Consider the following 25,112-nt stretch of genomic DNA (forward strand, 5'->3'; position numbering starts at 1 on the left):
AGGGATGGCAACGGCAACGGCTGGAGCTACGGCCACGACCGCGATCACCGACATCGGCTCGCTGGTGACGAACGACCCGTCGCTCGGCGAGGGCCCGCTGGGCCTGCTGCGGGACGCCGCGCTGGTCCTGGAGGGCGGGCGCGTGGCCTGGGTGGGCCCGACGGCGAAGGTCCCGGCGGCGGACGAGGTGCACGACGCGCAGGGCCGCGCCGCCATCCCCGGCTTCGTGGACTCCCACTCCCACCTGGTCTTCGCGGGCGACCGCACGCAGGAGTTCAACGCCCGCATGTCGGGCCGCAGTTACACGGCGGGCGGCATCCGTACGACGGTGGCGGCGACGCGCGCGGCGACGGATGCGGAACTGGAATCGAACCTCACCCGCTACCTGGCGGAGGCCCTGCGCCAGGGCACGACCACGTTCGAGACGAAGTCGGGCTACGGCCTCACGACGGAGGACGAGTCGCGTGCGCTGCGCATCGCGGCGGCGCACACGGACGAGGTGACGTTCCTCGGCGCACACATCGTCTCGCCCGACTACGCGGAGGACCCCGCCGCCTACGTGGAGTTGGTGACCGGCGAGATGCTGGACGCCTGCGCCCCGCACGCCCGCTGGATCGACGTCTTCTGCGAGAAGGGCGCGTTCGACGGCGACCAGGCCCGCGCGATCCTCACGGCGGGCAAGGCGAAGGGGCTGCACCCCCGCATCCACGCGAACCAGCTCTCGTACGGTCCCGGCGTCCAGCTGGCCGTGGAACTGGACGCGGCGTCGGCGGACCACTGCACGCACCTGACGGACGCGGACGTCGACGCCCTGTCCCAGGGCAACACGGTGGCGACGCTGCTCCCGGGCGCGGAGTTCTCCACGAAGGCTGACTGGCCCGACGCCCGCCGGCTCCTCGACGCGGGCGCGACGGTGGCCCTCTCCACCGACTGCAACCCGGGCTCTTCCTTCACGTCCTCGGTCCCCTTCTGCATCGCTCTCGCCGTACGGGACATGGGCATGACCCCCGACGAGGCACTCTGGTCCGCCACGGCGGGCGGCGCGGCGGCCCTGCGCCGCACGGACGTCGGCCACCTGGGGCTGGGCGCCCGCGCAGACCTGGCCCTCCTCGACGCCCCGAGCCATGTGCACTTGGCCTACCGGCCGGGGGTGCCGCTGGTGGGGGAGGTCTGGCGGCGGGGGCTCCGCCAGGGCTGACGATCCTGTCGGGGTAGCTCTGCGAAGCGGCTGGGGCAACGGCTGCCTGAGCTGCCGCCCGGATCGCAGGATGTTGGCCGGATGGTCGAGCCAGAGGTGATCACCCGCGTCGTCGTAGGTGAGCCCGAAGCGTCTGTGGTGCGCGGCTGCCCTGCAAGGCGCCACGCGCTGTACGCACCGACCAGCTCGCCCCAGAGGTTGCGCTTCCCGTAGACGGTTACGGCTCCGTCTCGCGCGAAGTCCTGAGCCCAGCCACGTTCCAGAACTTCCTCAGGGGCGATGGGCGAGGCTTCCTTCCGGCTGTCGGCCGGAGGGCTGAGCCGGCACTCGGGGCGATGGCTGCGCACCCACATGCGTGCGGCCCGCCGCCTCCCGCTTCCAGCGCAGCTCCTTGCCGTAGAAGGCGGGGGCGCTCGCCGAGCCGTCAATGTCCTTGCGCACCATCACAGAGCGCTCGGAAGGGCGTACCCATGCAAGACCCCTTCGACTTCGAGCTGGACCTCCTCGCCGTCCCCAAGGCCGTCCCCGAACTCCGTCGTGCTCTGAGCGGGCACCCCCCTACGGCCCCCACCCCGACGCCCAGCTCTGCGTCAGCGAACTGCTCAGCAACGTGATCCGGCACCTCGGCGAGGGCACCCCCGTGACGGTCCGCCTCACCGGCGTGCGCGGCGGCGGACCGATCCGCGTGGCGGTCACCGACCCCGACCCCTGCACCTGCCCCGTGCGACGCGAGGCCGCCGGGGGCGACGAGGGCGGTCGTGGTCTGGCCTTGCTGGAAGGCGTCGACTACGGGCCCGCCGTCATTCATGGCGTGGCTCTGCGCGGCTGAGGGCCTCTCTCAAGAACCCAGAGTGTGCGGCATGCTGGCCCCATGAAGACCATCGGCCTCATCGGCGGCATGAGCTGGGAGTCCAGCGCCGAGTACTACCGGCTCCTCAACGAACTCGTACGCGAGCGGCTCGGCGGGCTGCACTCCGCCCGCATCGTGCTGCACTCCGTCGACTTCGCCGAGATCGAGCGGCTGCAGGTCGCGGGGGAGTGGGACGAGGCCGGGCGCGTACTGGGCGCCGCCGCCAAGGGACTTGAGGCCGCCGGGGCCGACTTCCTGCTCATCTGCACGAACACCATGCACAAGGTCGCCGACCAGGTGAGCGCGGCCGTGTCCGTACCGCTGCTGCACCTCGGGGACGCCACCGCCGAGGCCGTACGCGCGGCCGACGTGCGCCAAGTCGGGCTGCTCGGGACCGCGTTCACGATGGAGCAGGACTTCTACCGGGACCGGCTCGCCGCGCACGGGCTTGAGGTGGTGCTGCCCGACGCGGCGGGGCGCGCCACCGTGCACCGCGTCATCTACGAGGAGCTGTGCCTGGGCGTCGTACGCGAGGAGTCGCGGGCGGCGTATCAAGAGGTCATCGCGGACCTCGTGCGGAGGGGCGCGCAGGGCGTGATCCTCGGCTGCACCGAGATCGAGCTGCTGATCCAGGCCGAGCACAGCCCCGTTCCCGTGTTCCCCACCACCCGGCTGCACGTCGAAGCGGCCGTCGAGGCTGCCCTCTGACAGACACACGTGTGGGGCCCGCCGACCGTAACGGGCGGGCCCCACAAGGACGTTCAGTGAGCAGCCGGTCAAAGGCGCAGCGCGGCACGCCGCTACTCCTCGACCGTCAGCCCCTTCCGCAGCCGCGTCAGCGTCCGCGACAGGAGACGGGACACGTGCATCTGTGAGATGCCCAGCTCATCGCCTATCTCCGACTGCGTCATATTGGCGACGAAGCGCAGCGCGAGGATCTTGCGGTCGCGCGGGGGCAGATCGGCGATCAGCGGCTTGAGCGACTCGACGTACTCGATGCCCTCCAGGCCGTGGTCCTCGTAGCCGATGCGGTCGGCGAGGGCGCCTTCGGAGTCGTCCTCCTCGGGCTGCGCGTCCAGGGAGCTGGCGGTGTAGGCGTTGGACGCCGCCATGCCCTCGACGACCTCTTCGTTGGAGATGCCCAGGCGCTCGGCGAGCTCGCCCACCGTGGGGGCGCGATCGAATTGCTGGGCGAGTTCGTCGCCCGCCTTGGCGAGGTCCAGACGGAGTTCCTGCAGGCGGCGCGGGACGCGCACCGACCAGCTGGTGTCGCGGAAGAAGCGCTTGATCTCGCCGACGATCGTCGGCATCGCGAAGGTCGGGAACTCGACGCCTCGGCTCAGCTCGAAGCGGTCGATCGCCTTGATCAGGCCGATGGTGCCGACCTGGATGATGTCCTCCATCGGCTCGCTGCGGGAGCGGAAGCGGGAGGCGGCGAACTTGACCAGCGCGAGGTTGAGTTCGACGAGGGTGTTGCGGACGTACGCGTATTCGTGCGTGCCTTCCTCCAGCGACTCCATGCGCTCGAAGAGGGTCTTGGACAGGGCCCGCGCGTCCAGCGGTGCCACTTCGTCGTAAGGGGGGATCTCCGGGAGGTCCGTGAGGTCCGCCATGTCGGCGGGTCCGGTGAGCCTCTCGCCGTTCAGGGGCAGGGCTTCGGGGGCAGGAGCCGGGATCTCGGTCGCGAAGCGGTTCGGCGGGGGTGTCGACGTCGCTTGGTCAGTATGCGATTCGTCGAGCCGGGGTGACATGGTGTCCTCCATCGTTCTCGGCATATGGCTGCCGATGCCAATACGTGCACTGCGGTGTGCGGCGCCTCCAAAGCCGTCCGTGTCGAGTGGTGTCTCTTCTACCCCTACCCGGTTCTGCGCCTCAGTCGCAAGTGCGTTCTGCGGCGAAATGTCCGAATTCGGGGGGATGTTCGGGTACCCCGGGGCGTAGGGAGGGCGTAATGTTCAGGGGCGTCATCAACAGCCACGACGGTCGGAAGAGAGTGACGGCATGGACCGCGGGACGGTCGGCAGCGCACACAGGGGCCGGCTTCTGGTCGAGGTGCGGCAAGAGGGCCGCAGTGCGGTCGTGACACCGGTGGGTGAGCTCGATCACCACACCGCCGATCTGCTGCGCGAGCCACTGGAGAGCTGCATCGCCCAAGGGCTCGTGCGGCTCGTCGTGGACTGCTCTCGCCTGGAATTCTGCGACTCCACCGGCCTGAACGTGCTGCTCGGTGCCCGGCTCAAGGCCGAGGCCGAGGGAGGCCGCGTCCATCTCGCCGGGATGCAGCCGGTGGTGGCGCGGGTCTTCGAGATCACCGGCGCGGAGGCCGTCTTCGCCGTGCACGACACGCTGGCGGCCGCCCTGTCGGACAGGCCCGACTAGAGGCCGCGGACCGGACGGGGGAGAGGGTGCGGACGGGGCGCACAGAAGCGTACGGGCGGGGTTGGGCGGCGCCGGGCGCAGAAGTTACGTGTCAGTTGTCACTGCGTGATCAGGGCGTTACCAGCGTCACATGCCGCGTACCGAATCAGTGGGTGTTCTCACGGTCCCTTCGGGCAGGAGAGTCCCTGGATCCGTCCTTGATGGTCCTCAAGTCAACAGTCAGAGCGGCGAGCAGCCAGCGGTCGACCAGCCAGCAGTCGATCAGTCGGCAGTTGATCAGCCAGCAGTTCAGAACGCGGTGAGGTGAAGCGCTGATGAGCACCACCCGGCCTTACTCGCCGGGCGACCGTGGCCCGGAGCCCGAGGCTGCCGTCGCGGACGCTCCCACGAGCGGCCAGGACGCTCGCGCGGGCGGCCAGGGGCGCCCGGTCCGCAGGCTGAACCTGAACGGCGCCAGCGGGATCGTTCCGCTCGCGCGCGACTTCACGCGGGACGCGCTGCACGCCTGGGGCTGGCTGCCCGCCGCGAGCGCCGACCAGCGGGCCGCCGCGGAGGACGTCCTCCTTGTCGTCTCCGAACTCGTCACCAACGCCTGTCTGCACGCGGAGGGGCCCGACGAGCTCTGGCTCTCCTGCGACAAGAAGGTGCTGCGCATAGAGGTCTCCGACCGGGGCGCGGGCCAGCCGGCGCCGCGCACCCCGCACCGCGCGGGGCGCCCGGGCGGGCACGGGATGTTCATCGTGCAGCGGCTCTGCCTGGACTGGGGCGTGGTCAGGACCCCCGGCGCCGGCGGCAAGACGGTCTGGGCCGAGCTGGGCGCGCCCGCCTAGGGTCCCCGCCGGGGCTCCTCGCTCGCGGCCCGCCCGGCCCCACCCGGGGCCCCTCGCTCGCGGCCCGCCCGGCCCCGCCCAGGGCCCTCACTCGCGACCCGCCCGGCCCCCGCCCAGTCCCCCCTTGTGTTACCCCCGGTTTACGCCGGGCTTCACACCATGCGTCACACGCGCGCCGGATCGGCACAGATCCGGCGCGTCTTTTGTCTTCCCTCGGCAAGGCCCCGGGCGTACCTTGAGCGCCCAATCTGATGTGCCGTCAGTAACCTCCGCACCCGTCGGCACGCCACGACCGGCATGAGGGGAACACGAGGTGTCGTACACAAAACGCTCGGCCGCGCTCGCGCTTGCCACCGCCCTGGCCGGCGGCTCAGCGGTGCTCCTGGCCGCCCCTGCCGCGCAGGCCACCGTCCAGGATGTCAACTACCAGTGCAAGACACCCATCGGGAACAAGGGCGCTGTCTCGCCGATCGACATCAAGAGCGTCAAGAGCGGCAGCGGCTACAAGCTCACCATGTCCTTCCAGAAGGGCGTCTCCTCCAGCCCGGTGGAGCTCGGCAAGGGCGCGATGAAGCCCAGCGCCCTGATCAAGCTGGGCGGTGCCGAGAGCGGCACGGTCCCGGTGTCCGGCGCCCCCAACGCGGAGGCGATTCCGGCCAACACCCCCATCAAGATCAGTGACTTGTCGGGTACCTACACCCCGAAGAAGAGCGGCAAGGTCACCTTCACCGCGGGCGTCCTCACCATCAAGGCGCTCGGCACCACCACGACCTGCACTCCGAAGGGCAGCCCCAAGCCCTCCCTCGAACTGGACGTCAAGGGCTCGGGCGGCTCGGGCGGCTCGGGCGGCTCTGGTGGCTCGGGCGGTTCCGACAACTCCGGCTCCGGCGGCGCCACGGGCGGCGGCGGTTCGGCCTCGGGCGGCTCGCAGAGCTCCCCGTCCGGCGGCGAGCTGCCGCAGACCGGACCGGCCGACTCGGCGATCGCTCTCGGCACCCTCGGCGGCACGGTGCTGCTCGCGGGCGCGGCGGGCGCGCTCTGGCTGACCCGCAGGCACCAGGCGGCCCGCACCCGGTAGGCGCGGGGGATCCGGTGGGCGCCGCGGCCGCGCAGTGACGGGGCGGGGCGAACACCGGCCTGCGCACGCCGGGTCGAGGTCCACCGGGCCGGGCGTCGGACCGATCGCCGAACCGGTCGTCGGGCCGGGTGCTGATCCGCCCGCCGGACCGGTTGCCGATCCGGTCACCGATCCGGCTACGGATCCGTCCGCCGACCCGTCCGCTGATCCGTCCGCCGATCCGTTCGTCCTTTCCTCCGTCCGCCGACTCCGCCCCCGTACGAAGATCAGGAGCCGCCGATGCACTCCGTGCTGTCCGCCGTGCGTGCCGTGCGTGGAGCGCGCGCGGCCGCCTCCGCATGCCTGGCCGCCGCCGTGGTGCTGCTCGCCGGGCCCGCCCCCGCGGCCCGCGCGGACACCGCCGACTGGTCCCTGACCCCCTCGGCGGGGGGCGGGACCCGGCCCGCCGAGGACGGGCGGCCCTACTTCTACGCGGAGGGCTCACCCGGCGCCGTCCTGGAGGACAAGGTCGCGGTCACCAACCCCTCGGCGAAGCCCCGCACGATCCGGCTGCGGGGCGCCGACCCCGACGACACCGGGACGGGCGCGCGCCCGGCCAAGGGCAGGTCCACGGACACCGGCTCCTGGATCACCTTCGCCAAGAGGGAGGTGAAGGTGCCGCCGCGCACCCGGGCCGAGGTGCCGTTCACGGTGACCGTCCCGGCGGGCGCGGTTCCGGGCGACCACCCCGGCGTGATCGTCGGGAGCGACGGCGGCCGGGACGCGGCCGTCCGCCTGCACCTGCGGGTGAGCGGGCCGACGCTGTCCGCCGTGACCGTCGAGCGCGTCGAGGTCGGCGGGAAGCGGATCTCGTACGACCTGGTGAACCGCGGCAACACGGTGCTGCGCCCCCGGCTCGCGGTGCACGCCGAGGGCCTCTTCGGCACCGTCCTGGACCGCGCCCCCCGGACGCTCCCGGTCGAACTCGTCCCCGGCCGCCGGGTCACCCTGACCGAACCATGGCGGGACGCCCCCGCCCTCGACTCGGTCGACGTGAAGCTCTCGGTCACCGCGGCGGGCGGCGCCCGCGACACGGCGACGGCGTCGGCGCGGTTCGTGCCGTGGGGCGCGGTGGCGGGCGGCGGCGTGCTCCTGCTCGGCGCGGCGGGCGGCGCGGCCCACGTCGTGCGCAGACGCAGGCGCGGACGGCCACCGGTGGAGCAAGAACCCGAAGAGACACGTGAGTTGGCGGCAGTGGGTACGGCCACGGGGACGGGAGAGCAACTGTGAACGGCGAAGGTACCTCGAGGTCGATCCGGCTCGCGATGGTGGCCGCGGTCCTGGCGGTCATAGGGTTCACCGCCCTCCCGCAGGGCACCGCCGCAGCCGCGGACGAGCCCACGGTCACACTCTCCAAGTCCCAGGCGGGCAAGGGTGGTTCCATCACCGTCACCGGTGCGGGGTGGCGCAAGAAGGCGCTGCTCATGATGCTGATCTGCGGGCAGTCCGCCCCCGGCAAGGGCGTCCTCGGCGGCACCAACTCCTGTGCCAACTCCGACGGCCTGGCCGTCACCACCGACGGCAAGGGCGCCTTCCGCAAGAAGCTCGCCGTCGCCGAGCCGCCCGTGCCCTGCCCCTGCGTCGTGCACGTCGCGACGGTGACCGGTGAAAAGGCCATGGCGGACGCCGAGTTCAAGGTCGCGGGCCACCCCGTGAAGCCGCTTCCCGCGCAGCAGACCGGCGGCAAGCTCTCCGTCCTGACCGACACCCGCCTCGACGGCTCCGGCTCCCTCCTGACCTGGTTCGGCGCCCCGCCGTCCCGCAAGTTCGTCTTCACCGTGGGCAACGTGGGCTCGGCCCCCGTCAAGGACCCGGTCTTCCAAGTCGGCACCTCCCACGGGGTGTTCGCCCCGCAGTGGGAGGAGCAGCAGTGGAAGGGGACGATCGCGCCGGGCAAGAAGGCGCAGATCGAGCTCCCGGTGGAGCTCGCCGCGGGCGCGCACGGCGACTACCTCGTCTCGCTGAAGTTCGGGGACAAGGTCCTCGCCGAGAAGCCGTGGGGCGTGGGCCGCCCCTGGGGCGTCACGCTCTTCTGGATCCTGCTCTGCGTCGTCGTGCCGGCGGCCGTGTTCCGCATCGGCATGGCGGTCGTGGACCGCTTCCGCCCGGCACGCCGCTCCGGTTCCGGCGCCGCGGGCCGCCACCGCGGCGGCCGCCTGTCCGAAGTCACCGCCCGGCTGCCGAAGTTGCGGCTGCCGCAGGGCGCGCTCGCCGCCGACGGCGCGGCCCGCACCCCGTCCCGTACGCCCTCCCGTACGAAACCCAAGCCGTCCGCGCGCTCGGGGGCGGACGCGAGCACCACCTCGACCGCGGCACTGCCGTGGTTCACCCCCGACACCGACCCCGGCGCACCCCCGGCCGGACAGCTCTCCGCACCGTCCGAGAACAGCACTCCCAGGACCAACACGCCCAATGAGAAGGGGACCACGTGATCAGGAAACGGAGAGCCGGTGCGGCGGGAGTCGCGCTCATGCTCGGCGGGGCGGGCCTCGTGCTGACCAGCACGGTGCCCGCGCAGGCGGCCGCCGCCGAGGTCGCGTACAAGACGAAGTGTGTGCCGCCGCCCATCTCGGGTCTGCCGGACATCCACGGCACCACCAAGGTGGAGATCACCGCGCCCGCCGACGCGAAGGTCGGCGACGAGGTCGAGGTGGTGTGGAAGACCGTCGAGGGCGCCTCCAAGAACCCCGACATCCTCGACCTGGACAAGGACACGGTCCTGCCGACCGGCACCCTCAAGGTGGGCGGCGCGCAGACCGGGGACCTGAAGATGGAGGGCACCCGCACCAACCCGCCCATCCCCAAGGGCGCCCCGATGGTCCTGTCCGACATGAAGGCCAAGCTGAAGCTGACGAAGGCCGGGGAGGTCACGCTCACCCCGGACGCGTACAACATCAACGTCAACAAGCCGGTCAACACGGACACCAAGTGCACGCCCGAGGAGCAGGTGAAGCCGGGCGCGACCATCAAGGTCGCGGACGGCGGCGGGAGTTCGGGCGGTACGTCCGCCGGTACGACGGGCGGCACCACCGGTGGCTCGACCGGCGGGTCCACCGGAGGGGCCACCGGAGGGTCCACGGGCGGCTCGGCCGGCGGCAGCTCCTCCGGTGGCAGCACCGGCGGTGACGACGGCGGCAAGACCGACTTCCCGGGCAAGGAAGTCCAGACCCCCTACAAGTGCAAGACCCCGATCGGCGACAAGGAAGCGACCTCGCCGGTCCAGATCAACGCCAAGAAGAACGGCGGGAGTTACGCCCTCACGGTCCAGTTCAAGAAGTCCGTGATGGACAGCCCGGCCGACATCCCGGCGAACTCCGTGAAGCCGTCGATGGAGGTCAAGCTGGGCGGCGCCGACAAGGGCACGGTGCCGGTCGAGGGCCCGACCAACAAGGAGCCCATCAAGTCCGGCGCCCCCATCAGCATCCCTGACCTGACAGGGACCTATAAGCCGGGCGCCGACGGCAAGGCGACTCTCTCGCCCGGCGTCCTCACGGTGAAGGCGCTCGGCACGACGACGACGTGCACGCCCGCGAAGAGCGAGGTCTCCCTCGAACTCGACACGTCCGCCCAGCCGGGCGGTGCGTCGGGCGGCTCCGGCTCCGCGGGCGGGTCCGGCTCGGCCGGCGGCTCGGGCTCCGGTGGCGCGGCAGCGAGCGGTGGCGGCGCGTCGGCGTCCGGCGGCGGCCTCGCCGAGACCGGCGCCGAGAACAACGGTGCGCTGCGGGCTCTCGGGCTCGTCGCGGGCACGGTCATCCTTCTTGGCGGTGCCGTGTTCACGTTCCTGCCGAAGCGGAGGCGGCTGCGCTGACGCGTCACGGGTGATCCAGGCCGAGCTCGCGGTGCGGCGGACGTGCTGCGGGCGCGTGGGGAGCTGCGGACCGGCTGTGGCCGGTCGCGCAGTTCCCCGCGCCCCTGTCGGGGCGCCTGCAGCCGGTTGCGCCCGCGCGGCGGAGCCGCAGACGTCACAGCCCCGCGCCCCTGCAGGGCGCCCTATGCGTGTGCCTGTAGCCATTTCAGCGCCGTCCTCGCCACTCCCGGCTCCCGCAACAACCCCACCCCGTGCGCCGAAGACCCCCGCACCGTCCGTACGGTGATGTCGTCCAGCCCCAACCTCCGCTCTGCACCGGCGAGTTCGGTGGAGTGCCGCACCGGCACGAAGTCGCCGTCCGTGTGGGCGAGGAACATCGGTGCGTCGTCCGCCCCCGAGGCGTGGGACACGGCCGCCAGGTCGTCCCAGCGCTCCCGGCAGCGGTGCCCGTCCCGGTCCGGCGCGCACCCGGCGAGGCGCACCGCCGCCCGGCGCAGGGCCCGCCGCTCGGCCGAGGCGCCCGGCCGCGCCCCGTCCACCCACGCCCGGTGGGGCGAGGCCACGGGGGAGAGGGCGACCACCCCGCGCACCCGGCTCCGGCCCGCCCCGTACGTCGCCGCGCTCACCGCCAGGTGGCCGCCCGCCGACGAGCCGAGCACCAGCGGCCGCGCCCCGCCGTGGCGGTGCCGCACCCAGCGCAGGGCGGCCAGGACGTCGTCGCGCTGTGCGGGCCACACGGCGTCGGACGTGAGCCGGTAGTCGGTGTCGTACACGGTGAACCCGCGGGCCGCGAACCAGCGCGCCCAGCGGCTCCAGTCGGTGTCCCGGGACCAGTACCCGCCGTGCAGGATCACCAAGGAAGGGCCCCGGTCGCCGTACACCGTGAGGGTCTGGCGGGCGTGGGACCCGTACGAGAAGGTCCGGCCGGGGCCGGGGCCGGGGGCCGCGTGGGCGGCCGTACCGGACGACAGGAGCGCCCCGCACAGGGCGAGGACGGGCAGCGCACGGCGGAGCAGGAACGCGCGGCGGAGCGGGAACGCACGACGCGGCAGGGCTTGGCGCATGCGCCGATGCTGCCCCGGCCCGCGCCCGCGCCCCCGCAGAAACGCCAAGGGCCGCCGCACCGGATGGTGCGACGGCCCTCGGTCGGAGCGAAGGGGGAGGCGTCAGTTGACGCTGCCCATCAGCTGCTTGACCTTCTTGCGGTTCAGGAAGATCCCGAAGCCCGCGACGACCGCGAGGATCGCCTCCACCATGACCGCCCCTGAGGTGTTCAGGTTGACGTTCAGCTGCGGCGAGGTCAGCAGGCCCGCGACCGAGTCGCCCGCGGTGACCGCGAGGAACCAGACACCCATCATCTGGGAGCTGTACTTGGCCGGAGCCATCTTCGTGGTGACCGACAGGCCGACCGGGGAGAGGCAGAGCTCACCGACGGTCTGGATGAAGTAGATCGACACCAGCCACATCGGGGAGACCTTGCCGCCGTTGTTGGCGGTGTCGATCATCGGGATGAGGAAGACGGCGAACGAGATGCCGATCAGCGCGAGGCTGGAGGAGAACTTGACCGCGGTGCTCGGCTCCTTGCCCCGCTTGTTCAGCCACAGCCAGAGCGAGGCGACCACGGGGGCCATCGCCATGACGAAGATCGGGTTCAGCGACTGGTACCAGGACGTCGGGAAGTCGAACCCGAGCAGGTTGTTGGTCGTCGACTCCTTGCCGAAGACCGACAGCGTCGAGCCGTTCTGGTCGTAGATCATCCAGAAGATCGCGGCGACCACGAAGAACCAGACGTAGCCGGAGAGCTTCGTCTGCTCGAGCTGGGTCAGCTCCTTGTCGCGCTTCATGCGGGCCAGGACGGCGATCGGGATGATCAGGCCGGCGATGATGATCGGCATCAGCGCCCAGTCGGCGAAGTTCCCGGTCACGGCGAGCAGCGTGTAGAAGACGCCCGCGACGATCAGCCAGATCAGGCCGTTGCGGATGGCGCGCTGCTTCTGCTCCGGCGTGGCCGGCTGCGAGACGACGCTGCTCTCCGGGCTCAGGTGGCGGGTGCCGAGCATGAACTGGGCCAGACCCAGGGCCATGCCGACCGCGGCCAGCGTGAAGCCGAGGTGCCAGTTGACGTTCTCGCCGACGGTGCCGATGCTCAGCGGCGCGAAGAAGGCACCGAGGTTGATGCCGATGTAGAAGAGCGTGAAGCCACCGTCGCGGCGCGGGTCCTCGGGACCGTTGTAGAGGTGGCCGACCATCGTGGAGATGTTGGCCTTCAGCAGGCCGGAGCCGAGCGCCACGAGCACGAGGCCCGCGAAGAACGTCGCCGCGGTGGGAAGCGCGAGCGTGATGTGTCCGAGGATGACGACACCGGCGCCGATGGCGACCGTCTTGCGCGGCCCCCAGAAGCGGTCGGCCATCCAGCCGCCGGGCATGGCGAGCAGATAGACCATCGCCATGTAGACGGAGTAGATCGCCGTCGCCGTGGTGGCATTCATGTTCATGCCGCCGGGCGCGATCAGATACAGCGGGAGAAGCGCCTTCATGCCGTAGAAGCTGTAGCGCTCCCACATCTCGGTCATGAAGAGCGTGGCCAGTCCGCGGGGGTGGCCGAAGAAGGTCTTCTCGGAGCCAGGGGTGCTGGGCGAGTCCTTCGTCAGGCTGGACGCCATGGGTCGATCCTCGTGGTTCGGGACGCGCTGGCAGGAGCGTGTGCGCGCCCGGTGGGGGGCGGTCGGCACCGGGGTCGTCCGTCCCGCCCCCACGCCCGAGGGGGATGTGCCCTCCGTCGAAGAGGAGGGCGTTGGGCGGCGACTCCGAGATCCACACCCCGGGCGCATCCTCGCGCGCGGGGCCCGACCACAGGTCATTCCTTTCAAGGCTGGTGGTGGCCAGCCCGCACATAAAAGAGACCTAAGGCGCGCACAGCGGGCCAAAGGTCCTTGGTAGTGCATCAGGCGTTGGGTCACCATACGACACGTCAACGCGGCATATGGAAGGACTTGAGAGATGGATCACAGGTCCTGCTGGAACCAACGGCCCTGATTCGAAGGTGTTTCCCAGGATCGCATCCCACGGGCGCAGGCGGCACCACCCGCCTCAGCAACCCCGCAGATCACGCCACACCCTTGTTCCGTCGCGGACTACCATCACTCCATGACCCGTGTACTGCTCGCCGAGGACGACGCGTCCATCTCGGAGCCGCTGGCCCGCGCCCTGCGCAGGGAGGGTTACGAGGTCGAAGTGCGTGAGGACGGCCCGACCGCCCTCGACGCGGGCCTTCAGGGGAGTATCGATCTCGTCGTACTCGACCTGGGGCTGCCCGGCATGGACGGCCTGGAGGTGGCCCGGCGGATGCGCGCCGAGGGCCACACGGTGCCGATCCTGATTCTGACCGCGCGCGCCGACGAGGTGGACACCGTCGTCGGGCTCGACGCCGGCGCCGACGACTACGTGACCAAGCCGTTCCGCCTCGCCGAGCTCCTCGCCCGCGTCCGGGCCCTGCTGCGCCGCGGCGCCGCCGAGCCCAAGGAGGCGCCCGCGACACACGGCGTGCGGATCGACGTGGAGTCGCACCGGGCGTGGATGGGCGACGAGGAACTCCAGCTCACCGCCAAGGAGTTCGACCTGCTCCGGGTCCTGGTGCGGGACGCGGGCCGGGTCGTCACCCGCGACCAGCTGATGCGCGAGGTCTGGGACACCACGTGGTGGTCGTCGACCAAGACCCTCGACATGCACATCTCCTGGCTCCGCAAGAAGCTCGGCGACGACGCGGCGAACCCGCGGTACATCGCGACGGTACGGGGTGTGGGGTTCCGCTTCGAGAAGAGTTGAGGCACTGGCGGGGCACCCCGTCCGAGACGTTGAACCCCTGCGGGGGCGCCCGTCCGGGACACTGGGTGAATGCGCCGCCGCCTCATCAACTCCACCCTCGCCGTCGTCCTCGTGGTGATCGCCGTCTTCGGGGTGTCACTCGTGATCGTCGAGACCCGGACGATCAGCAACAGCGCCCAGGAGCGCGTGGACTCCGAGGTCGTCCGCCTGGTCAGCATCGTGGACTCCCGGCTGATCAGTGACGAGCGGATCAGCGCGGACATCCTGCACGACCAGGTCGCCGGCGACCGGTACGCCCGCATCGAGATCCCGGGCCGCCGCCCGATCGAGATCGGCACCCGCCCCACCGGCGACGTGATCAGCGGGACCCGCTACGGCGACAAGGGCGAGAAGGTCACCGTCGAGGAGCCGCGGACCGCGGTGACCCGCGAGGTCGGCCGCACCCTGCTGATCATCGGCGCCGTGGCGCTGCTCGCCGTCATCGCCGCCGTCCTGCTCGCGGTGCGCCAGGCCAACCGGCTCGCCTCCCCGCTCACCGACCTCGCGGAGACCGCCGAGCGCCTCGGCTCCGGCGACCCGAGGCCCCGCCACAAGCGGTACGGGGTCCCGGAGCTGGACCGCGTCGCGGACGTCCTGGACGCCTCGGCCGAGCGCATCGCGCGCATGCTCACCGCCGAGCGGCGCCTGGCCGCCGACGCCTCGCACCAGCTGCGCACCCCTCTCACGGCGCTCTCGATGCGCCTGGAGGAGATCACCATGACCGAGGACCTGGCGGAGGTGAAGGAGGAGGCGACGATCGCCCTCGCCCAGGTCGAGCGGCTCACCGACGTGGTGGAGCGGCTGCTCACCAACTCCCGCGACCCGCGCACCGGCTCGGCCGTCGCCTTCGACCTGGACGAGGTGATCAAGCAGCAGCTGGAGGAGTGGCGCCCGGCCTACCGCAGCGCGGGCCGCGCCATCGTCAGCTCCGGCAAGCGCCACCTCCAGGCCGTGGGCACCCCCGGAGCGGTCGCCCAGGTCCTGGCCGCGCTGATCGAGAACTCCCTGATGCACGGCGGCGGCACCGTCGCCCTGCGCACCCGCGTCACCGGCAACCAGGCGGTCGTGGAGGTCACGGACGGCGGGCCTGGCGTGCCCCCGGAGCTGGGCTCGCGGATCTTCGAGCGCACCATCAGCGGGCGGAACTCGACGGGCATCGGCCTCGCGGTCGCCCGCGACCTGGCGGAGGCGGACGGCGGCCGCCTGGAGATGCTGCAGACGAAGCCGCCGGTCTTCGCCCTCTTCCTGTCGCGGACGCCGCTGCAGCGGCCGGTGGCGGGGGCGGGCGAGAAGACGGTCAGGTAGGTACCTGGCGTACGTGCCCGGCGTACGGGTCAGCGGGCGCGCTGGGCGGCGGTCCGCTCCCCGGCCGCCGCGCCGTCCGCGCTCTCTTCGAGGAACGATTCCGCATGGGCGACGGCCTCGCGCGCGGGCAGTGTCTTGAACACCCAGGTCCGGTACGACCAGAAGCGGAACAGCATCGCGATGCCCATGCCGACGAACTTGAAGACGTTCGACTGGATGCGGCTGTCCCAGCCGAACCAGTACGTCGCCGCGTACAGCACGCCGTTCTCGATCACCAGGCCGACGGCGCTGAACAGCAGGAAGAGCGTGAGCTCCTTGGTGCGGCCGCTCTTGTCGCGGTCCCGGTACGTGAAGTAGCGGTAGCCCACGTAGTTGAAGACGATCGCGACGACCGTGGCGATCACGCTGGCCCGCACCACGTGCAGGTCCGTGAGGTGCCGCACGAGGTTGAAGACCGCGAAGTTCACGAGTGTGCCGAGCGCGCCCACCGCGCCGAACTTGGCCACTTCGCGCGCGAGCCGGTCCAGTCGCACCCGCAGTGCGCCATGTTCCGTCATGGTGGTCGCCCCAGCCCCCGTCGCATCGGTCGTCTTGGTCACGCGTTCGTCACGCGTTGGTCATCGCGTCAACCCAGCCATGCTAACCAGCGCCTCCCGACAGCGCGCGGGGACGGCTGTCTCTGTGGCACCGCTGTGACAGGTGACGCATTCAGGGGGCCCGCAGGTTGAGTGGATTCCGCCGCGTTCCCGCCCGTTCCCGCTCGACCCCGCCCCGTTCCCGGCGGTTCTCGGCCGTCCTCGGATGGCCGATACCCTGTGGGTGTGACGTTCCCGGTAGTCGGCATGGTCGGCGGCGGTCAGCTCGCCCGCATGACCCACGAGGCGGGCATCCCCCTCGGCCTCAGATTCAAGCTCCTCAGTGACACCCCGCAGGATTCCGCGGCGCAGGTCGTCGGCGATGTCGTCATCGGCGACTATCGCGACCTCGACACGCTGCGTGACTTCGCGCGGGGCTGCGACGTGATCACTTTCGATCACGAACACGTACCCACCGAGCACCTACGGGCCCTGGAAGCGGACGGCATCCCCGTCCGGCCGGGGCCCGACGCGCTGGTGCACGCCCAGGACAAGGGTGTGATGCGCGCGAAGCTCACGGAGATCGGCGCTCCCTGTCCGCGCCACCGCATCGTGAAGGACCCGGCCGACGTGGCCGCCTTCGCCGCGGAGGGCGCGACGGACGGCGGGGACGGCTTTCCGGTCATCCTGAAGACGGTGCGTGGCGGCTACGACGGCAAGGGGGTGTGGTTCGTCCGCTGCGTCGAGGACGCCGAGGATCCCTTCCGCGCCGGGGTGCCGGTGCTCGCCGAGGAGAAGGTCGACTTCGCCCGCGAGCTCGCCGCCAACGTGGTGCGCTCGCCGCACGGCCAGGCCGTCGCCTACCCCGTCGTGGAGTCCCAGCAGGTCGACGGCGTCTGCGACACGGTGATCGCCCCCGCCCCCGACCTCGACCCCGAACTCGCCGTGGCCGCCTCGGAGTTGGCGCTGCGCATCGCGAAGGAGCTCGACGTCGTCGGCCACCTCGCGGTGGAGCTCTTCGAGACCCGGGACGGCCGCATCCTCGTCAACGAGCTGGCGATGCGCCCGCACAACTCCGGCCACTGGACGCAGGACGGCGCGATCACGTCCCAGTTCGCCAACCACGTCCGCGCGGTTCTCGACCTCCCGCTCGGCGACCCGCGCCCGCGCGCCCCGTGGACGGTCATGGCGAACGTCCTGGGCGGCGACTACCCCGACATGTACGCCGCGTATCTGCACTGCATGGCCCGGGACCCCCAGCTCAAGATCCACATGTACGGAAAGGACGTGAAGCCCGGCCGCAAGGTCGGCCACGTCAACACCTACGGCGACGACCTCGACGACGTGCTGGAGCGCGCCCGTCACGCAGCCGGCTACCTCAGAGGAACGATCACCGAATGAGTCCCGCGCACCCCCTCGTCGGCATCGTCATGGGCTCCGACTCGGACTGGCCCGTCATGGAGGCCGCCGCCAAGGCCCTCGACGAGTTCGAGATCCCGTACGAGGTCGATGTCGTCTCCGCGCACCGCATGCCGCACGAGATGATCGCGTACGGCGAGCACGCGGCCGACCGCGGCCTGAAGGCGATCATCGCGGGCGCCGGGGGAGCGGCCCACCTCCCGGGCATGCTCGCCTCCGTCACCCCGCTGCCGGTGATCGGCGTGCCCGTCCCCCTGAAGTACCTGGACGGCATGGACTCCCTCCTGTCCATCGTGCAGATGCCCGCGGGCGTCCCGGTGGCGACGGTCTCGGTGGGCGGCGCCCGCAACGCGGGCCTGCTCGCGGCCCGGATGCTCGCCACGCACGACCCCGAACTGCTCGGCCGCATGCGGGAGTTCCAGCAGGAGCTGAACGACCAGGCGACCGAGAAGGGCAAGCGACTTCGTGCCAAGGTCGACGGGGCGGGTTCCGGCTTCGGCTTCGGCTCGGGAAAGTGATCGCATGACGGATCCCCTGAGCACGCTCGACGAAGCCCGCGCCCTGCTCGCCGACTTCCCGGTGGTGGACGGCCACAACGACCTCCCCTGGGCCCTGCGCGAGAAGGCCGGCTACGACATCGACCGCCTCGACATCGCGGCGGACCAGACGGGCAGCCTGCACACCGACATCGCCCGCCTGCGCGCGGGCGGCGTCGGCGCGCAGTTCTGGTCGGTCTACGTCCGTACGGACATGACGGGCGACGAGGCGGTGAGCGCCACCCTCGAACAGATCGACTGCGTCCGGCAGTTGCTGACCCGCTACCCGGCGGACCTGGCCCGCGCCCTGACCGCCGCGGACATGGAGAAGGCCCGCTCCGAGGGCCGCATCGCGTCGCTCATGGGCGCCGAGGGCGGCCACTCCATCAACAACTCCCTCGCGACGCTGCGGGCGCTGCACACGCTCGGCGTCCGCTACATGACCCTCACCCACAACGACAACATCGCGTGGGCGGACTCGGCGACGGACGAGCCGGGCGTGGGCGGCCTCTCCCCGTTCGGCCACGAGGTCGTCCGGGAGATGAACCGCACCGGCATGCTGGTGGACCTCTCGCACGTGGCGGCGACGACGATGCGGGCGGCCCTGGACACCTCCGTGGCCCCGGTGATCTTCTCCCACTCGTCCGCGCGCGCGGTTTGCGACCACCCGCGCAACATCCCGGACGACGTCCTGGAGCGCCTGCCCGGCAACGGCGGCGTCGCGATGGCCACCTTCGTGCCCAAGTTCGTGCTCCAGGCGGCCGTCGACTGGACCCTCGCCGCCGACGAGAACATGCGCGCGCACGGCTTCCACCACCTGGACACCACCCCCGAGGCCATGAAGATCCACGCGGCCTTCGAGGAGTCGACCCCGCGTCCGGTCGCCACGGCCGCGACGGTCGCCGACCACCTGGACCACATGCGCGAGGTGGCGGGCATCGACCACATCGGCATCGGCGGCGACTACGACGGCACGGCGTTCACGCCCTCGGGTCTGGACGACGTGGCGGGTTATCCGAACCTGATCGCGGAGCTCCTGGACCGCGGCTGGTCGAAGCCGGACCTCGCCAAGCTGACGTGGCAGAACGCGGTGCGGGTGCTCGGCGCGGCGGAGGACGTGGCCCGCGATCTGCAGGCGCAGCGGGGCCCGTCGATCGCGACGCTGGCGCGGCTGGACGGCTGAGGTTCCCGTACCTCTCTTCGGGGGGGCACACCGTCGCGTTTGCGGAACGCGACGGTGTGCCCCTCTTTCGTTGCCCTGGCGCCCCGCTTCCGGGCGCCGCGCGCTTGAGCATGGTGATGGCCACGGGGCTCCCGTGCGAGTTGGGGACATGTCACTACAACTCGCCTATTACGCACGCGCGCCAAGACGCGGCTCGCGACCTGCCGGGCGAACAACGGCTGACACCCGCGCTGATACGCCGATGGGGCGCCGCTCACGAAGAGCGGCGCCCCATCGGCGTATCAGAAGGGATGAACTCCCTTTCCGCGGCGGCAGGTTACGGCAGGTTGCGCGCCATCACGATCCGCTGCACCTGGTTCGTGCCTTCATAAATCTGCGTGATCTTCGCGTCGCGCATCATCCGCTCGACCGGGTAGTCACGGGTGTAGCCGTAGCCGCCGAGCAGCTGGACGGCGTCCGTGGTGACCTCCATGGCGACGTCCGAGGCGAAGCACTTGGCGGCGGCGCCCTGGAAGGTGAGGTCCTTGTCGCCGCGCTCCGACTTGGCGGCGGCCGCGTAGGTGAGCTGACGGGCGGCCTCGATCTTCATCGCCATGTCGGCGAGCATGAACTGGATGCCCTGGAAGTCGGCGATGGCCTTGCCGAACTGCTTGCGCTCCTGGACGTAGCCCTTGGCGTAGTCGAGGGCGCCCTGCGCGACACCGAGCGCCTGCGCGGCGATGGTGATGCGGGTGTGGTCGAGGGTCTTCATCGCGGTCGCGAAACCGGTGCCCTCCTCGCCGATCATGCGGTCGGCGGGGATGCGGACGTTGTCGAGGTAGACCTCGCGGGTCGGCGAGCCCTTGATGCCGAGCTTCTTCTCCGGCGCACCGAAGGAGACGCCCTCGTCGCTCTTCTCGACGACGAAGGCGCTGATGCCCTTCGACCGCTTCTCGGGGTCGGTGACGGCCATGACGGTGTAGTACTCGGAGACACCGGCGTTCGTGATCCAGCGCTTCACGCCGTTCAGGACCCAGTAGTCGCCGTCGCGCACGGCCTTCGTCTTCATGCCGGCCGCGTCCGAGCCCGCGTCCGGCTCGCTCAGGCAGTACGAGAACATCGCGTCGCCCTTGGCCAGCGGGCCCAGGTACTTCTTCTTCAGCTCCTCGGAGCCGGAGAGGATGACGGGCAGCGAGCCGAGCTTGTTCACGGCGGGGATCAGCGACGAGGACACGCACGCCCGCGCGACCTCCTCGATCACGATGACCGTGGCGAGCGCGTCGGCGCCGGCGCCGCCGTACGACTCCGGGACGTGCACGGCGTGCAGGTCGGACGCGACGAGGGCGTCGAGGGCCTCCTGCGGGAAGCGGGCCTCCTCGTCGACCGCGGCGGCGAACGGGGCGATCTTCGCCTCCGCCAGCGAGCGGATCGTGTCCCGGAGCATGTCGTGCTCCTCGGACGGGCGGTACAGGTCGAAATCAGCCGATCCGGCCAAGGTCTCTCACGCTCCAAGGACGCTAATTACCGTTAAGTAACCGAAATTTTAGTGGCGCGGCCCACGCGAGGGATACGTGAGCTTGCTGACAGCGGGAAATCCGCCCGGTGAGGGGCCCGGCAGTGCCCGACTATGCTCGCTCGGGCACCAACCGCACCACCGCACCTGACGACGTATGGAGCACCCATGGCCCCGAAGATCACTGTGATCGGCACCGGCTACCTCGGCGCCACCCATGCCGCGGCCATGGCCGAGCTCGGCTTCGAGGTCCTCGGCCTCGACGTGGTGCCCGAGAAGATCGAGATGCTCCAGCGCGGCGAGGTGCCGATGTACGAGCCGGGGCTCGAGGAGCTCCTGCGCAAGCACGTCGCCGGGATCGAGGGCGCCAGCGGCCGGCTCCGCTTCACGATGGACTGGGCGGAGGTCGGGGCGTTCGGCGACGTCCACTTCGTCTGTGTGAACACCCCGCAGAAGCACGGCGAGTACGCCTGCGACATGAGCTACGTCGACAGCGCCTTCGCCTCGCTCGCCCCGCACCTGGCGGCGGACGCCCTGGTCGTGGGCAAGTCCACGGTGCCGGTCGGCTCGGCGGGGCGGCTCGCGGAGCTGCTGCCCGAGGGCGCGGAGCTCGCCTGGAACCCGGAGTTCCTGCGCGAGGGCCTCGCCGTCCAGGACACGCTGCACCCCGACCGCATCGTGGTGGGTGTCACCAGTGAGCGCGCCGAGAAGCTGCTGCGCGAGGTGTACGCGACGCCGATCGCCGAGGGCTCGCCCTTCATCTCCACGGACTTCCCGACCGCCGAGCTGGTGAAGACCTCCGCGAACTCCTTCCTCGCCACGAAGATCTCCTTCATCAACGCGATGGCCGAGGTCTGCGAGGCCGCCGGCGGCGACGTCGTGAAGCTCGCCGAGGCGCTCGGCCACGACGACCGCATCGGGAAGAAGTTCCTGCGCGCCGGGATCGGCTTCGGCGGCGGCTGCCTGCCCAAGGACATCCGCGCGTTCATGGCGCGGGCCGGCGAGCTGGGCGCCGACCAGGCCCTGACGTTCCTCCGCGAGATCGACTCCATCAACATGCGCCGCCGCGGCCAGATGGTCGAGATGGCCCGCGAGGCCCTCGGCGGCGGCTCCTTCCTCGGCAAGCGCGTCGCGGTCCTCGGCGCCACGTTCAAGCCGGACTCGGACGACGTGCGCGACTCGCCCGCCCTGAACGTCGCGGGCCAGATCCACCTCCAGGGCGGCCAGGTCACGGTCTACGACCCCAAGGGCATGGCCAACGCCCGCCGCCTCTTCCCGACCCTCGGCTACGCGGACTCGGCCCTGGACGCGGTCCGCGGCGCCGACGTGGTCCTGCACCTCACGGAGTGGCACGAATTCCGCGAGCTCGACCCCGCGGGCCTGGCGACGGTGGTGGGCCGCCCCCTCATCCTGGACGGCCGCAACGCGCTGGACCCGACGGTGTGGCGCGAGGCGGGCTGGACGTACCGGGCGATGGGGCGCCCGGCGGCGTAAGCGGGAGAACACCCAGCCGCGGAAGAACACCCAGCCCGTCCGGCGTTTGAGGACGAGGCCGTTCAGGCCGACAGCGGGGGCTCGGGGGCGGCAGCCCCCGAAGCGGCGCGGGGTCCCAGGGGGCGCAGCCCCCCGGAGGCCCACCCACCCACAAGGGCAAGCAGGACCGAGAGGCTCACTTACCCTTCCGCGCCCGATACGCCCGCATCTTCGCCCGCGCCCCGCACACCCCCATGTCGCACCACCGGCTCCGCCCCGCCGGACTGCGGTCGTAGTACGCCCAGTGGCAGTCCGCCGCCTCGCACGCCTTGAGCCGCTGCCAGGTGCCCGCGGCGACTCCCTCGGCGATGGCCGAGGCGACCCGGGCGACCAGGGACGACGGCTCGGCGGCCGTCAGCGCGGCGGAGCCGTCCTCGGGGCTTACGGTCACCAACAGCGGTGCCTCCGCGAGGAGTTGGCTCAGCGGCGGGACCCCCGAGCGGTGCGGCCCGTGCCCCGCATGGGCCAGGCACGCCACCCGCAGCGCCTCCCGCAGCTCCCGTGCCGCCACCGCGTCCCCCGCGGCGATCCCGAACCGCTCGCGCCCCTCCGCCGCGTCGAGCGCGTCGGCGCCCGACTCCAGGTCCAGCGTGTTCACCAGGGCCTGGACCAGGCCGAGTCCGCCGGGTGCGGGCGCTCTGTCATTCATGGTTGCGACGTTACCTTTCGTACGGGACTATGGGGTAACGGTTACCGGTTGAGCAGACTTCCCGGTAACCCTGACGGCGCATCCTCGATCCCACGACCACACGACCCCTGGACCCACGTCCCCACGGACCTCGGAGGAGAGACATGGCTCTCGCGAAGCTCGGCGTCATCGTCCTGGACTGTCCCGACCCGCACGCCCTCGCGGACTTCTACGCCGCGGTCATCGGCGGCACCCCGAAGGACGGCGACGAGGGCTGGGTCGACCTGGAAGGCCACGGCGGCACCGCCCTCGCCTTCCAGGAGGCCCCCGGCCACACGCCGCCCGTCTGGCCCGACGCCGCCCACTCGCAGCAGTTCCACCTGGACCTGACAGTGGAGAGGGAGGCCCTCGACGAGGTGGAGGCCAAGGTCCTCGCCCTCGGCGCCACCGCGCTCGACGCGGCCGACCGCACCCGTAACTGGAGGGTTTACGCGGACCCGGCAGGACACCCGTTCTGCCTCTGCGCCTGCTGAGGACCTCTGCGCCCGCTGAGGAAAGGAAGCGAAGAAGTGGCTCCCATCGCGCGTCTCCGCAACATCGTTCTCGACTGCCCCGACCCCCGCCAACTTGCCGAGTTCTACGCCGAGATCATCGGCGGCACCATCGAAGACGACGGCGACTGGGTCGACCTCGTCGCCCCCGGCCGCGTCAAGGTGTCCTTCCAGCGGGTGAGCGACCTGCGCCCGCCCGAATGGCCGCACTCCGACAGCAACGCCCAGCAGCTCCACCTGGACCTGGACGCCGGCCGCACCGACGAGGAGGTCGACGCCGCCCAGGAGAAGGTGCTCGCCCTCGGCGCCCGGCCCCTGGACCTGGACGACGACGGCGGCAAGAGGGACTTCCGGGTGTACGCGGACCCGGCGGGCCACCCCTTCTGCCTCTGCAAGATCCCCTGACCGAAGCGACCGAAGCGACCGAAGCAACCGAAGCAACCGAAGGTACCGAGCACTACCTCCGGTCCAGCCGGTCGATCGTCGCCGTCGACGCCTCCCTCCGCTCCCGCGCCGCCCGCCCCGTGAAGTCCGCGCCGCGCAGCGCCCGTTGGGTGTTGCCCCAGGTGAGCAGGGCGAGGTCGGCGGTGGGCCAGCCGCGCTCGATGAGTTCGGCGACGAGGCGGGGGAAGCGGGACGCGTCGGCGAGCTCGTCGGCGTGCGCGGCGCCCGTGTCGTAGGCGCCGGAGAGCCCCACGGACTCCGGGCCCGCGACCCGGCGTACGTGATCGAGGTGGTCCGCGACTTCCGTGAGCGACGTCCCCGTCTGCTCGGCCGCGAGCGGCACCAGACACAGGCCCTTCGCGGCGCCGAGCGCGGCGAGCAGCTCGTCGGAGGCGTTGTCCGGGTGGTCCCGCAGCGCGCGGGCGCCCGAACGGGCCAGCAGCGAGGGCGCCTTGGAGACCGCGAGGACCCGGTGCGCCGTCGCGTCGGAGGCGCCGGAGAGGTCGGCGAGCACGCCGAGCCGGTTCATCTCGCGCACCACTTCCTCGCCGAAGGCGCTGAGCCCGTCGGGCCCCGCCCAGGACGTGCCCGCGAGCGTGACGGAGCTCAGGCCGAGGGCGTGCAGCGCGCGCAGCGTGGCGAGCGAGTCGCCGAGCGCGGCGGCGCCCGCGGGACCGGTCAGGACGGCGATGCGGCCACAGGCCCGGGCGTCGGCGGTCTCGGACGCGTTGCGCGCGAGGCGCAGCCCCTCCGGGATCCCGGCGACGACGTGCTTGACCAGGTCGAGCTGCTCCAGGGTCGCGCTCACCGCCCGGTCCCCGGCCAGCTCGGCCGGCACGTGCACGGACCAGAACTGCGCCCCGACGCCGCCCGCGCGCAGCCGCGGCACATCGGTGTCCACGCCGTTGTCGCCCAGCTCCAGGTCGTAATAGGGCAGCTCGCGCAGCCGCCGCGGCAGCCCGCTGTACCCGTCGGCGACGGGGTGCGCGAGCAGCAGCGCACGGGCACGCTGCAACGGCGAGGCACCCGGCTCGGGTTCGGGTTCGGGTTCGGGTTCGGGCTCCGGCTCGGCCGCGTCCGTGGCGTCGGGCTCGGGAATCGGATCGGGGCGGAGCTCGGGCTCCACCCCGGTGGGTCGTTCGTCGGCGCCTGGCCGGTCGAGTTCTCCGGCCTCGGCGGTGCTGTTCAGTTCGTCCTGCAGGTCTGCCATGGCAGGCTCCGGGCGTCGGCGGTGGCGGCAGTTCGCACCACGGTGACACGTCCATGCCGGGGCTTCGCGGCGGGCGGAGCGTTCGGGGGTACGGGCCGTCGTACGGGGCCTTTCACGGTCGTACGTGAGCGGTCATCGGTGACGGTCGTACGTGAGCGGCCATCCGTGACGGTCGTACGTGAGTGGGGCC

General features: G+C 71.5%; 24 protein-coding genes. 17 read left to right on the plus strand and 7 right to left on the minus strand.

The annotated features are described in order from the left end of the window. Positions 1-4: 4 nt before the first annotated feature. From hutI to ACQB60_RS13235, 3 genes are all read left to right on the plus strand, one after another. A complete protein-coding gene (hutI, locus tag ACQB60_RS13225) occupies positions 5-1,198 on the plus strand; it encodes an imidazolonepropionase (protein ID WP_496926109.1) in 1,194 nt (397 codons plus the stop codon). Between the two features lie 610 nt (positions 1,199-1,808). Then, a complete protein-coding gene (locus tag ACQB60_RS13230) occupies positions 1,809-2,027 on the plus strand; it encodes a hypothetical protein (protein WP_496926110.1) in 219 nt (72 codons plus the stop codon). 42 nt (positions 2,028-2,069) lie between these two features. Further along, entirely contained in the window at positions 2,070-2,756 is a 687-nt protein-coding gene (locus ACQB60_RS13235; RefSeq protein WP_496926111.1) for an aspartate/glutamate racemase family protein, read from the plus strand. 92 nt (positions 2,757-2,848) lie between these two features. Here ACQB60_RS13235 and ACQB60_RS13240 read toward each other — a convergent pair whose 3' ends face one another. Further along, positions 2,849-3,799 (minus strand): RNA polymerase sigma factor SigF, encoded by a 951-nt coding sequence (locus ACQB60_RS13240; protein WP_496926112.1) that lies wholly within the window; start codon positions 3,797-3,799, stop codon positions 2,849-2,851. Between the two features lie 250 nt (positions 3,800-4,049). Here ACQB60_RS13240 and ACQB60_RS13245 point away from each other — a divergent pair, with 250 nt between their 5' ends. The 6 genes from ACQB60_RS13245 (at position 4,050) to ACQB60_RS13270 (ending at position 10,182) form a co-directional block, all read left to right on the plus strand. Next, the gene (locus ACQB60_RS13245) at positions 4,050-4,427 is read left to right on the plus strand and encodes an STAS domain-containing protein (RefSeq protein ID WP_496926113.1); all 378 of its coding nucleotides are present in this window, start codon (positions 4,050-4,052) and stop codon (positions 4,425-4,427) included. 314 nt (positions 4,428-4,741) lie between these two features. After that, positions 4,742-5,257: an ATP-binding protein gene (locus ACQB60_RS13250; protein WP_496926114.1), complete on the plus strand. Its 516-nt coding sequence runs from the start codon at positions 4,742-4,744 to the stop codon at positions 5,255-5,257. A gap of 313 nt (positions 5,258-5,570) precedes the next feature. Then, entirely contained in the window at positions 5,571-6,335 is a 765-nt protein-coding gene (locus ACQB60_RS13255; protein ID WP_496926115.1) for an LPXTG cell wall anchor domain-containing protein, read from the plus strand. A 279-nt stretch (positions 6,336-6,614) separates the two neighbouring features. After that, positions 6,615-7,604 (plus strand): COG1470 family protein, encoded by a 990-nt coding sequence (locus tag ACQB60_RS13260; protein ID WP_496926116.1) that lies wholly within the window; start codon positions 6,615-6,617, stop codon positions 7,602-7,604. Between the two features lie 35 nt (positions 7,605-7,639). Continuing rightward, positions 7,640-8,806, plus strand: coding sequence for a hypothetical protein (locus ACQB60_RS13265; protein WP_496926180.1), 1,167 nt, complete (start codon positions 7,640-7,642; stop codon positions 8,804-8,806). Positions 8,807-8,844: 38 nt separating this feature from the next. After that, positions 8,845-10,182: a hypothetical protein gene (locus ACQB60_RS13270; protein WP_496926181.1), complete on the plus strand. Its 1,338-nt coding sequence runs from the start codon at positions 8,845-8,847 to the stop codon at positions 10,180-10,182. Between the two features lie 182 nt (positions 10,183-10,364). Here ACQB60_RS13270 and ACQB60_RS13275 read toward each other — a convergent pair whose 3' ends face one another. Further along, the gene (locus ACQB60_RS13275) at positions 10,365-11,246 is read right to left on the minus strand and encodes an alpha/beta hydrolase (protein WP_496926117.1); all 882 of its coding nucleotides are present in this window, start codon (positions 11,244-11,246) and stop codon (positions 10,365-10,367) included. A 102-nt stretch (positions 11,247-11,348) separates the two neighbouring features. Beyond that, entirely contained in the window at positions 11,349-12,845 is a 1,497-nt protein-coding gene (locus ACQB60_RS13280) for a peptide MFS transporter (RefSeq protein WP_496926118.1), read from the minus strand. A gap of 484 nt (positions 12,846-13,329) precedes the next feature. Between ACQB60_RS13280 and ACQB60_RS13285 the strand changes: the two genes are divergently transcribed. Further along, positions 13,330-14,007 (plus strand): response regulator transcription factor, encoded by a 678-nt coding sequence (locus tag ACQB60_RS13285; RefSeq protein WP_384840253.1) that lies wholly within the window; start codon positions 13,330-13,332, stop codon positions 14,005-14,007. A 69-nt stretch (positions 14,008-14,076) separates the two neighbouring features. Beyond that, positions 14,077-15,351, plus strand: a complete 1,275-nt coding sequence (locus tag ACQB60_RS13290) for a sensor histidine kinase (RefSeq protein ID WP_496926119.1) — start codon at positions 14,077-14,079, stop codon at positions 15,349-15,351. A gap of 29 nt (positions 15,352-15,380) precedes the next feature. Here ACQB60_RS13290 and ACQB60_RS13295 read toward each other — a convergent pair whose 3' ends face one another. Continuing rightward, a complete protein-coding gene (locus ACQB60_RS13295; protein ID WP_496926120.1) occupies positions 15,381-15,908 on the minus strand; it encodes a GtrA family protein in 528 nt (175 codons plus the stop codon). Between the two features lie 264 nt (positions 15,909-16,172). On the opposite strand from ACQB60_RS13295, the gene ACQB60_RS13300 reads away from it, so the two are divergent. The 3 genes from ACQB60_RS13300 to ACQB60_RS13310 are packed head-to-tail and all read left to right on the plus strand — an operon-like array spanning position 16,173 to position 19,064. Then, positions 16,173-17,327, plus strand: a complete 1,155-nt coding sequence (locus ACQB60_RS13300; protein ID WP_496926121.1) for a 5-(carboxyamino)imidazole ribonucleotide synthase — start codon at positions 16,173-16,175, stop codon at positions 17,325-17,327. Then, on the plus strand, positions 17,324-17,863 hold the full coding sequence (gene purE, locus ACQB60_RS13305; protein WP_496926122.1) for a 5-(carboxyamino)imidazole ribonucleotide mutase: 540 nt from the start codon (positions 17,324-17,326) through the stop codon (positions 17,861-17,863). The genes ACQB60_RS13300 and purE overlap by 4 nt, the downstream gene beginning before the upstream one ends. A 4-nt stretch (positions 17,864-17,867) precedes the next feature. Then, entirely contained in the window at positions 17,868-19,064 is a 1,197-nt protein-coding gene (locus ACQB60_RS13310) for a dipeptidase (protein ID WP_496926123.1), read from the plus strand. A 316-nt stretch (positions 19,065-19,380) separates the two neighbouring features. Here ACQB60_RS13310 and ACQB60_RS13315 read toward each other — a convergent pair whose 3' ends face one another. Continuing rightward, positions 19,381-20,538 (minus strand): acyl-CoA dehydrogenase, encoded by a 1,158-nt coding sequence (locus ACQB60_RS13315; RefSeq protein ID WP_496926124.1) that lies wholly within the window; start codon positions 20,536-20,538, stop codon positions 19,381-19,383. A 186-nt stretch (positions 20,539-20,724) separates the two neighbouring features. On the opposite strand from ACQB60_RS13315, the gene ACQB60_RS13320 reads away from it, so the two are divergent. Next, a complete protein-coding gene (locus tag ACQB60_RS13320; RefSeq protein ID WP_496926125.1) occupies positions 20,725-22,050 on the plus strand; it encodes a UDP-glucose dehydrogenase family protein in 1,326 nt (441 codons plus the stop codon). 175 nt (positions 22,051-22,225) lie between these two features. Here ACQB60_RS13320 and ACQB60_RS13325 read toward each other — a convergent pair whose 3' ends face one another. Further along, entirely contained in the window at positions 22,226-22,738 is a 513-nt protein-coding gene (locus tag ACQB60_RS13325) for a CGNR zinc finger domain-containing protein (RefSeq protein ID WP_496926126.1), read from the minus strand. A 143-nt stretch (positions 22,739-22,881) separates the two neighbouring features. Here ACQB60_RS13325 and ACQB60_RS13330 point away from each other — a divergent pair, with 143 nt between their 5' ends. Then, positions 22,882-23,250 carry a VOC family protein gene (locus ACQB60_RS13330; protein ID WP_496926127.1) on the plus strand — a complete coding sequence of 123 codons (369 nt, stop codon included), beginning with the start codon at positions 22,882-22,884 and terminating at the stop codon, positions 23,248-23,250. A 36-nt stretch (positions 23,251-23,286) separates the two neighbouring features. Beyond that, positions 23,287-23,673, plus strand: a complete 387-nt coding sequence (locus ACQB60_RS13335) for a VOC family protein (protein ID WP_496926128.1) — start codon at positions 23,287-23,289, stop codon at positions 23,671-23,673. Between the two features lie 52 nt (positions 23,674-23,725). Here the strand turns inward: ACQB60_RS13335 and ACQB60_RS13340 are convergent, their stop codons facing one another. After that, positions 23,726-24,922 (minus strand): dipeptidase, encoded by a 1,197-nt coding sequence (locus ACQB60_RS13340; protein ID WP_496926129.1) that lies wholly within the window; start codon positions 24,920-24,922, stop codon positions 23,726-23,728. Positions 24,923-25,112 lie beyond the last annotated feature (190 nt).

The organism is Streptomyces odontotermitis, from assembly GCF_050510915.1.
Taxonomy (GTDB): Bacteria; Actinomycetota; Actinomycetes; order Streptomycetales; family Streptomycetaceae; genus Streptomyces.